Annotated in this window: 10 protein-coding genes; 9 read left to right on the top strand and 1 reads right to left on the bottom strand. The window is 64.0% G+C overall.

Going from position 1 to position 13,031, the window contains the following annotated elements:
• The first annotated feature begins 299 nt into the window (after positions 1-299).
• Genes CA12_RS14245 through CA12_RS14260 form a run of 4 tightly spaced genes read left to right on the top strand, consistent with a single transcriptional unit; the run spans position 300 to position 4,941 of the window.
• On the top strand, positions 300-2,114 hold the full coding sequence (locus CA12_RS14245) for a DEAD/DEAH box helicase family protein (RefSeq protein ID WP_207622005.1): 1,815 nt from the start codon (positions 300-302) through the stop codon (positions 2,112-2,114).
• 33 nt (positions 2,115-2,147) lie between these two features.
• Entirely contained in the window at positions 2,148-2,399 is a 252-nt protein-coding gene (locus CA12_RS14250) for a hypothetical protein (protein WP_145359713.1), read from the top strand.
• Positions 2,396-4,486, top strand: a complete 2,091-nt coding sequence (locus CA12_RS14255) for an AAA family ATPase (RefSeq protein WP_145359714.1) — start codon at positions 2,396-2,398, stop codon at positions 4,484-4,486. The genes CA12_RS14250 and CA12_RS14255 overlap by 4 nt, the downstream gene beginning before the upstream one ends.
• A gap of 38 nt (positions 4,487-4,524) precedes the next feature.
• Positions 4,525-4,941, top strand: coding sequence for a DNA phosphorothioation-associated protein 4 (locus CA12_RS14260; protein ID WP_242688226.1), 417 nt, complete (start codon positions 4,525-4,527; stop codon positions 4,939-4,941).
• Between the two features lie 12 nt (positions 4,942-4,953).
• Here CA12_RS14260 and CA12_RS14265 read toward each other — a convergent pair whose 3' ends face one another.
• A complete protein-coding gene (locus CA12_RS14265; protein WP_145359716.1) occupies positions 4,954-6,117 on the bottom strand; it encodes an aminotransferase class V-fold PLP-dependent enzyme in 1,164 nt (387 codons plus the stop codon).
• A 109-nt stretch (positions 6,118-6,226) separates the two neighbouring features.
• Between CA12_RS14265 and dndB the strand changes: the two genes are divergently transcribed.
• From dndB to CA12_RS14290, 5 genes are all read left to right on the top strand, one after another.
• Positions 6,227-7,390, top strand: a complete 1,164-nt coding sequence (gene dndB, locus CA12_RS14270) for a DNA sulfur modification protein DndB (RefSeq protein ID WP_207622006.1) — start codon at positions 6,227-6,229, stop codon at positions 7,388-7,390.
• Between the two features lie 104 nt (positions 7,391-7,494).
• On the top strand, positions 7,495-9,084 hold the full coding sequence (gene dndC, locus CA12_RS14275; RefSeq protein WP_145361546.1) for a DNA phosphorothioation system sulfurtransferase DndC: 1,590 nt from the start codon (positions 7,495-7,497) through the stop codon (positions 9,082-9,084).
• On the top strand, positions 9,074-11,134 hold the full coding sequence (gene dndD / locus CA12_RS14280) for a DNA sulfur modification protein DndD (protein WP_145359718.1): 2,061 nt from the start codon (positions 9,074-9,076) through the stop codon (positions 11,132-11,134). The genes dndC and dndD overlap by 11 nt, the downstream gene beginning before the upstream one ends.
• 20 nt (positions 11,135-11,154) lie before the next feature.
• Positions 11,155-11,544 (top strand): DNA sulfur modification protein DndE, encoded by a 390-nt coding sequence (gene dndE, locus CA12_RS14285; RefSeq protein ID WP_207622008.1) that lies wholly within the window; start codon positions 11,155-11,157, stop codon positions 11,542-11,544.
• Between the two features lie 153 nt (positions 11,545-11,697).
• Positions 11,698-12,978, top strand: coding sequence for an AIPR family protein (locus CA12_RS14290; protein ID WP_145359720.1), 1,281 nt, complete (start codon positions 11,698-11,700; stop codon positions 12,976-12,978).
• Positions 12,979-13,031 lie beyond the last annotated feature (53 nt).

The following is a 13,031-nucleotide window of genomic DNA, read 5'->3' on the forward strand; positions in this document are numbered from 1 at the left end:
CGGTCGCTCAAACCTCGCCTGAACTGCTCCGGGGGCCGACGGCGCTCACGAGAGCTCTCCGCGAACGCATCGCAGCGGCAGACGGCTACCGCCGGGCGGTGGCCTTTTTCGACAGCGGAGTCTTTGCCGTCGCGGCTGACGCGTTCCACACGTTCTTCGAGCGCGGCGGTCGAATGGAACTCATCTGTGGACCCGTCTGGGCGGCAAAGGATCTTTCCGCCGCGAAGCGAGCGCTCTACGGCCGTTTCCCGGTGCATCCAGGCCGCCCGTCAAACCACGTTCGCTGGGCCGAGCGGCTGATGGAATGGGCAATCGCTGCGGGCTGCCTGCAGATCCGCGTCGCGACGGTCGTGCCTCCAGATGGCCGCGTGACGGGAGCGTTCTTCGAGGGCATCTACCACGAAAAGCTGGGCTTGCTCGCTCGAAAGGCCTTTGTGGAGGCCTTTGAGGGTAGCGCCAACGAGACCGCCGCCGCCTACACGCGTAACTACGAACGGCTGCTGTTTCATGCGCCGGGGGTGGCGACGAGCGCGGTCGAAGAGCATTTTGAGCGTCTCTGGGAAAACGCCACGCCGGGCGTCTCCGTCCTCCCCCTGCACGACGCCTTCCGCGCCGGCCTCATGACCGCGAGGAACGAACAGCCGACCGTGGCGAACTCTGTCTCCGTCGAAGACGCCTCGGTTGGAGCGACAGCAGACTCGGTCCCGCCGGAGATTCTCCGTCGACCGGCTCGATTTGCGCTGCGGGATTATCAACAGGCTGCGATCGACGGTTGGTTCGCGGCACGCGGCGTCGGCATCTATGCGATGGCGACCGGTACGGGGAAGACGTTCACCGCCCTTTGCACGGCGGAGGAGCTCTACCGCCGTGCGGGCGGCCCGCTGGCGGTCGTCATCGTCGCGCCGTACCTGAACCTGGTCTCCCAATGGTTGAAGGAGGGACGTCGGTTCGGGCTGGATCCGCTCGAATGCTCCGGATCACGACACGCCTGGAAGCCGGCGGCGGACGCGACCGTCCATCAACTCAACGCAGGAACCCGCCTGTTAGCGACGTTCGCCACGACGAACGCCACGTTCTCGGGAGACGCTTTCCAAGACATGCTGGACTCGTTGAAGGTCCGCACGCTGTTGATCGCCGACGAGGTGCACAACCTCGGCGCACGGAATCTTCGAGCCGCCCTGCCGGAGCGGGTCACGCTGCGGCTTGGCCTGTCCGCCACTCCGAGCCGCTGGATGGACCAGGAAGGCACCGCCGCGGTCAATCGTTACTTCGGCTCGGCGGTCGCCGACGTTTCGCTCGGCGACGCCCTGAAGATGCGACCGCCGGTCCTTACGCCGTATAAATACTTCCCCATTCTGATTGAGTTGGACGACGACGAGCGGGAAGAATACCTGCTGCTGACCAAGCAACTCGCACGGTTCATGGCCGATCCGCGGGACGAGAATCTCTCGGAAACGGCGTTAGGGTTACTGCTCAAACGCGCCCGGCTGCTGGGATCCGCGAGCGGCAAACTTCCGGCGTTACGAACGGCGTTGGAGCCGCACCGCAAGAGCCGCTTCAACCTGATCTACTGCGGCGACGGTCGGGTCGAGATCGAATCCGCCGTGTCATCCTCGAGTTTGAGGATCGGAGACGGAGAAACCGTGCGGCAGGTGAAAGCGGCCGCGGCGATGGCGAGCGAACTGGGGATGACCGCCTCGACCTATACGGCCGAAGTGTCCGCGAACGAACGCGCCGACGTGATGTCCGCGTTCGAGGAAGGCACGATTCAGGCGTTGGTGGCGATCCGCTGCCTCGACGAGGGCGTGGACGTGCCGGCCGTACGACGGGCGTTCATCCTTGCCAGCAGCACCAACCCCCGGCAGTTCATCCAACGGCGCGGTCGCGTGCTCCGCCGCGCTGAGGGGAAAGAGCTTGCTGAGATCTACGACTTCGTGGTCGTCCCGCCGGCTGAAGCGGCCGATCCCGACTCGCCGGAGTACCGCCCGATGCGGGGATTGCTGGAGCGGGAGTTCGCCCGTGTCGCGGAGTTCGCCGACCTTGCCTTGAACGGTCCGCAGGCCCGCGCCACACTCCTCCCAACGCTTGAGGCGTTGGGCCTCTCGCATCTCTGACGATTGCCCTCAGCCGACCGGGTTTCCAACGACATGCCCCCTGACGATCACCGCGGCGGCGAGTTCAACTGGTCCGAGGCCGTTCGTCGACGTGACGAACTTCGCCGGGACGTTCTCGCAAATCTGTCGGAGCCGGCGCGGCAACTTCTCGGGATCGCCACGCAGGCGGAATGGGAACATCGCCACCTCCAATCGAACGCGGCCTATAAGCTGATCGAGGGGAAGTTGACCAACACCGTTCGCAACCTCGCGACCCCCGCGAATGATGAGGGGGCAGACACGTGATTCTCCGCAGCCTAACGATCGAAAACTTCCGGCAGGTCGCCGGCCGCTATGAGATCGAGTTCGCCCCGCCCGGCTCTCGAAACGTCACCGTCATTCTCGGCGAGAACGGCGCGGGAAAGACGAATCTGTTGAAGGCGTTCGGCTGGTGCCTCTACGGCAAGCTCGACGCGGAGAACGCGGACGAATTGGTGTCGCACAAGGCGATTCAGGACACCGCCATCGGCGAACGGGTTGCTGTCGGTGTGGAACTGCGAATTGATCACGGCCCGGAGGTCTACGTCATCCGCCGCCGCGGAGAGTTTGAAAAACTCGACGGCAGCAAGCTGGACGCCGTCGGGAAGGTCACGCTCGACGTCTATAAGGGCGTGGGCGGCGACTTAAAGCGAGACGAGCATCCCGGTCGTACTGTCGAGCAGTTGCTGCCGGAGGCGTTAAGAACGTTCTTCTTCTTCCGCGGCGAAGAGATTGAAGACTTCGGATTGCAGAGCCGCGCGATCGAACTTCGCCGAGGAGTCGAAAACTTCCTCGGCCTCGGATTGATGGGCCGCTGCGTCAAACACCTACGCAGCCGACTGGCCCGCGGCCTCGACAGCGATATTCGCTCGTCAGCGCAAGGCGAGACACGCGAACTCGCCGACCGCGTCGAGAATGCCCGCGTCGACCGCGATGCCGCCGTCGAGCGGCAACAGCAGGCGATCCGAAATCGAGACGGCGTCAACAAGCAGATTGAGGCTCTCGAACGAGAGCTGCAACAGCATGAAGAGGTCCGCCCCCTGCTCGAAGAAAAGGCCGCAACTGAGCGGGCGATTGAGGGCGTCCGAGCGGATCTGGCCCGAACCGAAAAAGACCTGGCTTCCCAGTTCTCGACGAACGGGTTCTTAGGCGTCGGGATAAAAGTTCTCGAGGCGACGAAGCGGCTCTCCGCAGACGCTCGGGAGCGAGGGGAGCTGCCGGCCCGCATCAAACCGCAATTCGTGGAAGACCTGCTGGAGCGGGGTTCCTGTATCTGCGGCCGTGACTTGGGGTCTGAAGAGCGAGCCAAGTTGACGGGTTGGAAAGCGGCGACAGGACTCGCCGCGTTGGAGGAACAGTTGATGACCCTCACCGGCGGGCTGAGCCAACTCGCGAAGCGAGGAGGTGAGTTCACGACAAAGTTCGAGGAGCTCCGGAGCATTCGGTTTGAGCTTGTCCAGCAGCTCTATTCCGCTGAGCGGAAGCGAACCGACCTGGAGGACAAGGTCGGTCGTCAGCGTTTCGGCAAAGAGGATCTGGACAATAAGAACGCGCGACTGACTGAACTCCGGTCAGAGGAAAAACGCTACATCAAAGAGACCGGGTACGCCGAGCGCGACGTCGAAGAGCTCGGCGAGAGCCTTGCCGCTCTAGAGGAGGATCTTAAGAAGAAGAACAAGCTGGATCGCCGTATGCAGGCCCTGCAGTCGCAGCGGGATATCGTCGTCGAGGCCGCCGAGGGTCTCGACCGCCTTCGCGAAGGTTGGGTGGCGATTATTCAGCAGTATCTCGATCGACGGCTTCAAGAGAACTGGGAGGACGTCGCTCAGCTACCGCGGTCTGTGTCGTTCACCGAAGAGTTCGAGCTGAGCATCCGCGAGCGTGGCCCTCATGGCGACTGGGTGCGGTCCGCTCCGTCATCGGCCAACCTGCGTGCTCTCGCCCTCTGCTTCGTCTCCGGACTAATTCAACTCGCAAAAGACATCGGCGAGGACAATGCGGAACGCCGCAGCCGAAACGAGCGGGCGACCATGTTTGAAGGAGGCGAATTCCCGCTAGTGATGGACGCCCCGTTCGCCACGATGGACGAACATTTCAAACGCCACGTCCCTGCCGGACTGCGGCGTGTGGTTCCGCAAATCGTTCTGATCACTAGCTGGGATCAGTGGAGCGGCGATGTGAGCGACACGCTCGGCGACAGCGTGGACAAAGCCTACGTGCTTGAACTGCACAATCAGGGCGATCCCTCAAAGGTTCGCTCAATCACCTGGGCCCCTGGAACTGAAGTGCCGTACGTCGTCCCGGAACGGGACGCGGTGACGGACTGGAGCGAACTCGTGGAGATCAAGCCGTGAAAGACCGCGTCGGAATCCCCGAAGGCTATAGCGATCTGATGGAGCGACTTCGTCGCGACGATCGCGAAGGCGTCTTCGACACGAACCAAAAAACGCTTATGTTCGCCGCGGCCGTCGGCTGGGCGACCGCTCGAGACGAGGTCGACCTGACCGAGCAGGTCCCGTCCAAGACGGGGGACAGCATCCGGTTGGACATCTTCCGAACGGCGGACGATCTGCCGTTCCTCGACGCCCTCGCCGTTGATCGGGAGGACGACCTCAAGGTGATGTCGGACGAACGGCAGCCGGATCGGATCACACTGTTCGAACAATACGCCGCCGCCGGTCTCGCCAAAATGCGGCACTACTGCATCGAGGACAATCCGGACTCCCTTCTAGACGGTCTCATCCGGCTTATGACGGATCTCGATCGCGAAGCCGGGGGCGACCTTCCTGGCTTGGACGGGGTGTTTTAGGCCGACTTGCTCTCAGATCAAGCGAGCCGCCGCCTGCCCGACAGCCTGCCAATTCAACGCCGGGGTTCGCTCGCACCAACTCAACCGCACGGCACCCCGCACCCTGGCTTCGGAGAGATCGTGTGCCCGCAGTACGTGGCTCGGCTCCGTGCCCGCGGAGGTGCAGGCAGAGCCATTGCTGGCTGCCAGCAGGCCTTTCCATGCCAGTAGAACCGCTTCGCCGTCAAGCCAGCCGTCGGCGCCGTCGCGGATGCTGACGTTCACGCAGTTCGGCAGGGCGGTGTCCGGGTCTGTATTGAAGTCGACGCCGTGGGGGAGAGCGGCAAGACCTTCCAGGATACCCCGCCGGTAACGCTCGCAGGCAACTCGCCACTCTTGAGTGCCGCTTGCTGCCGCTTCTGCAGCGGCACCAAAGCCTACGAGTAACGCCGTCGGAAGCGTGCCCGGGCGTAAACCTCGTTCCTGACCACCCCCAAGTTGCACCGCGACTAGCGGCGGCGGGCGAAAACGACGTTTCTTCATCAGCAACGCGCCGATACCCATCGGACCGCCGAGTTTGTGGCCGCTGACAGCGATCAGGTCCACACGGTCGTGTCGGAGCGGCTCGGGGTCCTTACAGAAGCCTTGTGCAGCGTCGACGTGCAGGAAGACGGGACGGTCGCCGAGGCCGTCCGCGATCGCCTCGATCGGCTGTATCACGCCGGTCTCGTTGTTCACGTGCATGACGGACACCAGCAAGGTGTCGTCGCGGACCTCATCAAGGATTCGCGACGGATCGACGCGTCCGCTCGCTTCCGGCTGCACGAACGTGACGTCGAACCCTCGGGCGGCGAGAGATTCCAACGGCTCGAGAACCGCGTGGTGTTCAATGCCAGTGGAGACGATGTGCTTCCGCTTGACTGCCGCGTCCGAGGCGGCGAGCCCGAGCAGGGCGAGGTTGTTCGCCTCCGTCGCCCCCGACGTGAAAATAACGCCGGACGCCGGCAGGCCCGCCGCGGCGGCGACCTGCTCGCGAGCCCGCTGCACGGCCTTCGCTGCCGCCGCTCCGTAGCCGTGGGTGCGGCTGCCGGGGTTCGCCGGGCGGGCCGGATCCAGCCACTCCAGCATCGCGTCGCGGGCCGCCGGGAGCAGCGGCGTGGTCGCATTGCAGTCCAGATAGACCGGATGTTCAGGCATGGCTGTTTGTGAGAATCGGGGCCGACGTTTGGATGTCGCGGTGCATCTTGACAAACAGTTGCCGTCCGCACACTGTACCCCGCCAGTCCTCAAGGGGTCCGCCATGTCAGTGAACAGGAAAGCCGCCCCGCCCGCCGTGGGCAGCGGTCTGGCCAGTGGGCGGGAGCGACGGCAGATCGGGCGAGTAAGCTTCGGATACGACTTCCCTGCGATCCGCGGCATCCAAGCCGGTCGGGAATACTACATCAGCATGTGCCCGCTGAGGTTGGTGCCCAAGCTGTTCACGTTCGACAACGAAGAACTGCCGCCCGAACTGCGGGCACAGCGGGCGTTGAACAAGGGGCGTCTGCCGGAGATCACCCGGTACGTACTCGACAACCCGGACGACTACTGCTTTAGCGCTATCACCGCCTCGATCGATTCTGACGTCCAGTTCGAGCCGCTCGACGAAGATGGGCTGCTCGGCAAGCTCAGCATCCCGATGGGGGCGAAGCTCATCATCAACGACGGTCAGCACCGGCGGGCGGCGGTGCAGCGTGCGTTGGAGGAGAACCCCGACCTGGGCGACGAAAGCATCGCGGTCGTGTTCTTCCTCGATCTCGGGCTGGAACGCTGCCAGCAGATGTTCGCGGACCTCAACCGGCACGTCGTCCGCCCGAGCAAAAGCATCGGCGTGCTCTACGACCACCGCGACGACAAGGCAGTCCTCGCCCGGTTAATGGTGCTCGGCAGCGACTTCTTCAAGCCGCTGGTCGAACTGGAGGGCAGCAGCCTGTCGCCCAGGTCGAAGCGGCTATTCACCCTCTCGGCGATCTATAACGCCAATACGGCTCTCCTAGATCGGCTGGAGATCGAAGATCGCGACGAGGCTAGGAAACTAGCCGTGGCGTGGTGGGAGGCCGTCGCGGATCATGTGCCGGAGTGGCGGCTTGTTCACCAGCACAAGATGAGCGCGGGGGACGTTCGCAAGCAGTTCATCCACACGCACAGCACCACGCTCGTCGCATTGGGCAGAACGGGCAACTCGCTGCTGCACGCCGACTCGGACCCGAAGGTGTGGCGTGCGAAGTTGGAACCGCTCCGCACGCTCCGTTGGGGCCGAACGGAGGAGGTCTGGCAGGGCCGCACCGTCATCAACGGGCAGGTCAAGAAGGGAGACCAGAACGTGCGGCTGACCGCGAATGCGATCAAGACGCACCTCGGATTGCCGCTCGGACCGGAAGAACGGCGGGCCGAGGAACAGTTCACCCCGCCGAGGGGCGACCGCCGATGAACCAGAATGCGCAACGATCACTACTTGACGGCCGAGAGGCGACGATGACGGCCGAAACGACTAACGACGCCCCGAACGGGCTGCTGGATAACCCTGCCCCCTTCATGGGCGGCGGGTCGGCGTTCGACGGCGGGATGAGCGGCGAACTGGCCGCCCTGCGGACGGAGATTTGCACGCTGTATAAAGACGACGCCGTCCCGTGGGTCATCGGCTATAGCGGCGGCAAAGATTCCACGGCGATCCTGCAGCTTGTCTGGCGGGCCTTGGAAAAACTGCCGGCCGCCGAGCGCACCAAGCCCGTGCACGTCATCAGCACGGACACGCTCGTTGAGAACCCCGTCGTGGCGGCATGGGTTTCCGGCTCGTTGAAGAAGATCGGCGACGCAGCCCGCGAGCAGGGCTTGCCGATTCAATCGCATCGGCTCACCCCGCCGGTCGAGGACACCTTCTGGGTGAACCTGATCGGCCGCGGCTACCCCGCCCCCCGGAACAAGTTCCGGTGGTGCACAAACCGCCTAAAGATTCAGCCGAGCAACAACTTCATCCGCGACGTGGTGCGGGAGAACGGCGAGGCGATCCTCGTGCTCGGCACCCGGCGGGCCGAGAGCCAAGCCCGCGCCCGCAACATGGCCAAGCACGCGGAGAACGCCGTCCGAGATCGTCTCTCGCCGAACGTGACGCTGCCGAACTGCCTGATTTACACGCCCATCGAGCGTTGGGCGAACGACGACGTGTGGGCGTTCCTCACCCGCGAGGGCAACCCGTGGGGACAGGACAACCACGCCCTCATGGGCATGTACCGCGGGGCCAGCGAGGACGGCGAGTGCCCGCTCGTGGTCGATAAGACCACTCCCTCCTGCGGCAACAGCCGGTTCGGGTGCTACGTCTGCACGCTCGTCGATCAGGACCGCTCGATGGCGGCCATGATCCAGAACGATGCCGAGAAGGAATGGATGGAGCCGTTGCTCGCCCTGCGAGACGAACTCGATTTTCGCGGTGACGAGAAGCGGGCGACCGAGAAGAAGAACCGCGACTATCGCCGGCTGTCCGGCAACCTCACGCTCTACCACCCCGGCGATAGCGACGAGAGCCAACTCGTCCGCGGGCCGTACACGCAGGAGGCTCGCGCCAACTGGCTGCGTCGCGTACTGGAAACCCAGCAAATCGTCCGAGAGATCGGTCCTCCCGCAGTCGCCGAGACGGAGCTATTGACCCTTCCCGAGCTGCAGGAGATTCGTCGACTGTGGGTCGTCGAGAAACACGAAATTGAGGACCTCGTTCCGCAGATCTACGAGGAGGCGATCGGCGAGGCCTATCCGGGACCGCCGATCGACGAGGACCTCGTGTTCGACGCCGAGGCGCTGGCGATGCTGCGCGAGGAGTCGCAACCTGGCGTCGGCGGCGACGATCCCGCCGTCCCCGCCGCCGGTCCGCTGACTTTCGAGTTAGCTCGCAACCTGCTGGACGTGGAGCGTCGATTCCGCACCAAGGCGAACCGCCGCGGACTGTATAAAGCGTTGGAGAAGACCGTCGAGAAATGTTTCTACGACGGCGAGGACGACGCGCTCGACCGGGCCCGCCAACGCAGCGGCGAGGACGAACAGGAACCGCCGAAGAAGGAGCTCGTCCAGATCAGCCTGCTGCAACCGATCAACGACGCGGAACAGAACGCGGAGGCCGTCGATGCGGATTGACGAACTCGTTCTAAACAACGTCGGCCCCTACCGCGGCGAGCAGCGGGCCAACCTACGCCCGGCCTCGCCGGACAGGCCGGTGATTCTGTTCGGCGGTCTCAACGGGGCCGGGAAGACAACCATTTTGGAGGGCATTCAACTCGCCCTCTACGGCAACCTTTCCGAACCGGTCCGTCGCAGCGGGCTGGCCTATGACGAATACCTGCGGCGATCGACGAATCGTTCGTCGCCGTCGTCTGAGGGCTCGGCGGTTGAGGTCACGTTCACCGTGCACGAATCCGGCAAGCCGAAGGAGTACCGACTCCGCCGGTGTTGGAGCCTCACGCCGTCCGCCTCAAAGAAGGCTAAGGAAGTCCTCGACATCTGGGTCGACGGCGAACCTGATCCGCCCCTGTGTGGCCTGTGGCCGGAGCACGTCGCCCAATTCCTGCCGCCACGACTCGCCCCGCTGTTCTTCTTTGACGGGGAACGGATCGAGCAACTCGCCGACCCCGAACAGTCCGCGGGGACGCTCCGCACCGCCGTTGGCGCGTTGTTGGGAGCCGATCTCGTCGACCAGTTGCATGCGGACCTCGACGTCCTGCTAAAACGCCGCCAGGTTGATCGAGCCGCTGAGCAGGACGATCGGGTGCCTGCCGCTGAGAACGCTTTGGACGCAGCCGAGGAGGCGAGACAGGTCGTGGCACAGGCGGTCGCCGATGCGCGCTCACAGCTCGATCGGGCCGAGGAGCTGCTCAAGAGGGCGGATCGCCGCTACAGCGAACAGGGCGGTCGAGCCGCCGACGACCGCCGCGAGAACGAGAAGCGGCTGGAAAAGGCTGTCACGGAACGTCGGGGCGTCGAGCAGGAGATGCGAACCCTCGCCGCCGGTTCGCTTCCGCTGGCTCTCCTTTCCCCGCTCATCAAGCGGACCGAGGAGCAGTTGGAGAAAGCCGGTCGCCGGTCAGACCAGCGTGTCGCCGCTCACGTGCTGCGAGACGCGGCCGACCGATTAGAAGCGGAGCTTACGGCCTCCAAAGCCGACCCAAACGTAATGGAGATCGTCCGCGAGTGGGCTGCGAACGAGTCGTACGTTCCAGAGCACTCGCGTGCCGCCCCCCCGGACGCGAAACGCACCGCCGATCGCCTCGCTCAACTCCGCACCGTCGTACTCCCCGCGGAGATTTTTAAGGCGAGAGAACTCGCGGTCCGTCACGCCGAGGCCGCAGGCCGGGCGGATGACCTGACCCGCACCCTGTCGATGACTCCAGACGCCGACGCCGTTCGCGAAGCGGCGTCCGAACGCGAGGAGGCGTTGATGACGGTCGGTGCCAAGCGAGAAGCTCTCGCGAACGCGGACGAACGCCTCGCCGACGCCACCGTTGAGAGAGACCGTAGGCAGCGTGATTTTGATAAATTACTCGCCGAGGATCGGCTCGCCCGCGGCGAAGAGGCCGATGCCGCCCGGTTCAACCGTCACGCCGGAGCCGCTCGCGCCGCCCTGGCTCGGTTCGGCAGTCGCCTGCGTCGCCGGCACCTCGAACGGCTGGAAAAGCTGGTGCTCGAGTGCTTCCGATCCCTATTGAGGAAGACAGAGCTGGCCAGGGGACTCTCCATCGACCCGAAGACGTATGCCCTAAGCATTACGAATTCGGATGGCGAAGAGGTTCGCGCTGAACGGCTCAGTGCTGGCGAGCGTCAGTTGCTGGCCGTGGCGATGCTTTGGGCGATGGCCCGTGCCAGCGGCCGTCCTTTGCCCGTGGTCGTCGACACCCCGCTCGGTCGACTCGACGGCGTCCATCGCCGCCGGTTGGCGGAGCGGTACTTCCCGCACGCCGCCGGGCAGGTGATTCTGCTCTCGACCGACGAGGAGATCGACGTCGACCTCTACGCGTCGCTCGCCCCGCATATGAGCCGGGCGTTCCACCTCGACCACGACGAACGCGGCGGGACGGTGATCAAGAACGGCTACCCCTTTGGCGGCCACGAGAGCGAGTCCGTCGCCCGCGAACCGGCCGAGCCGCGACGTTCTCACCCCGCCGCCTCTCGAACCGCCACGGTGCCGGTATGAGCGATTCAACTTCGACCGAGGTGTCGGCTCCAATCGTAGAGACCGTGCGACTCTCCCGCACCGCCCGCGACCAGATGCTGTCCCTCAAACGCCGCACCGGCATCGAAGGCTGGAACGTCCTGAGCCGGTGGGCCCTCTGCGTTTCCCTTGCCGAACCGACCCGCCCCCGCGATCCCGGCCCCGCCGGCGACGGCGGCATCGAGATGACCTGGAGAACGTTCGCCGGGGGCGACGCGGACCTCTACGCCGCCCTAATCCGTCAACGGTGCACTGCGGACGGCCTCGCCGCAGACGATGCGACCGCAGTCGTTCAAGAGTTCCATCGCCACCTGCACCGCGGCGTCGCCTATCTAGTAGGAGAGCGTGATCTTGCGAGCGTTTCTCAGCTGGTCTCGAAGAGCCTCGCCTGACATCGGCATCGTCCAGCGAAATCAACTGACGCTCACCAACGTCAGTTGGCGCAGCAGGTACCCATCGGTAGATTGAGGTTGCCCTGGCTAGTTGGCTCGGGCGTGTTACGGCCGCGGGTAGATCCCTCAGCCTTCCCCAACAGAAAGTTTCAGATGGATACGCGTACGCCGCTGCGCCCGGTCGAATTCGAGTTCGCCGACGTCGAACTGAGGTCTCTACCGTTCCCCGAGGGATCCTCCCCCACCGGACGGGTCAAGCTGGGCACCTGCTTCCTTCCAGTCGACGATCTGCCCGACGAACTCAAGGAGTGGATGGGTGTTAACCCTCGCCGCCCCCAGCTCAGTGCTAAGGGACGGCTGAAGGGGCCGGTCGCCAAGCGGATGGTGGAGACGTTGACGGACGACCCCTCCCGGTTCGTGCTGAAGAACATGGGCATCTACTTGCTGGTCGACGGGTTCGACCAGCAGAAGGAAGAAGGAGGCCGCTCGACCGTTCGCGTACGGCTATCTGATCCTGCCCTGCACGGGATCGTCAACGGAGGCCACACTTTCCACGCGATCATGGAGGCGCGGGAGCAGATCGGCGACGGAGATTCGTTGAATGCCCACGTGCGGGTCCACCTCATGCAGGGCGTGCACCCCGACGACATCGTGGAACTTGCTGAGGGGCTGAACCGTTCCGCTCAGGTAAATGACGCTAGCCTCGCCGAACTGACGGACCGCTTCGACCTCGTCAAGCGACACCTCGACGGGAAAACCGGTGCCGACAAGATCATCTACAAATCCGGTGACGTCGGCACAGTCAGCGTCGAGCAGGTTCTCGGGTTGCTGTCACTGTTCGACGTGAACCGCTTCTCCGATCGGAACACGCACCCGAATACGGTGTTTGGCCACCCGAAAGGGGTGTTGGATTTCTTCTTAGCGGACACCAAGCCGGCCGAAAAATGCGAACCCGGCGAGGTGCCCGCTAGGTCGTTCGAACGGATCGCCCCACGGTCTCATGAGATCCTCGTCCTTTCTGAACGCATCAAACAGCGGAAAGAGATGAAGTCTCATTTCGGTAGCTTGAAGGTCGGTGAATCCAAAACCAGCAAGTATACCGGGGCCGGGAACGAGCGGTTCCGCAATCAAAAGTGCACGTTCGCTCCCGGACACTTCCACGTAAAGTTCATGCAGGGTTGGTTATACCCCATGCTGGCTGCCTTTCGGGCTAACGTCGACCGGGAGGCGTGGAAGGAAGGCCAACTTGAATGGTTAATGGATCCGCTTGAGCTGTTGGACGCTGCCGCCGACGAGATGGCTAAAATCATCTCGCAAGTGCACAAGGAGAATAATGGCAAGCCCGCTGAGGTCGGTCGGAAGGAGGGGGCGTACCGCAGCTGCTACCACGCCGTCGCGTTCAAACTCGCACAAGACGGTCACCCGATCGTATGAGTTCCGAAGGTCGATACCTCTGAATAAGGGAGCGTCGAAGGACACGGTTGAGC

This window comes from Alienimonas californiensis (assembly GCF_007743815.1).
GTDB classification, from domain to species: domain Bacteria; phylum Planctomycetota; class Planctomycetia; order Planctomycetales; family Planctomycetaceae; genus Alienimonas; species Alienimonas californiensis.

Bases quoted from the DNA above. Each gene is read 5' to 3' on its own strand.
- CA12_RS14250 (WP_145359713.1), top strand. From the start codon at position 2,148: ATGCCCCCTGACGATCACCGCGGCGGCGAGTTCAACTGGTCCGAGGCC.
- CA12_RS14260 (WP_242688226.1), top strand. From the start codon at position 4,525: ATGGAGCGACTTCGTCGCGACGATCGCGAAGGCGTCTTCGACACGAAC.
- CA12_RS14290 (WP_145359720.1), top strand. From the start codon at position 11,698: ATGGATACGCGTACGCCGCTGCGCCCGGTCGAATTCGAGTTCGCCGAC.
- CA12_RS14265 (WP_145359716.1), bottom strand. From the start codon at position 6,117: ATGCCTGAACATCCGGTCTATCTGGACTGCAATGCGACCACGCCGCTG.
- dndD (WP_145359718.1), top strand. From the start codon at position 9,074: ATGCGGATTGACGAACTCGTTCTAAACAACGTCGGCCCCTACCGCGGC.
- CA12_RS14245 (WP_207622005.1), top strand. From the start codon at position 300: ATGGAATGGGCAATCGCTGCGGGCTGCCTGCAGATCCGCGTCGCGACG.
- dndC (WP_145361546.1), top strand. From the start codon at position 7,495: ATGGGCGGCGGGTCGGCGTTCGACGGCGGGATGAGCGGCGAACTGGCC.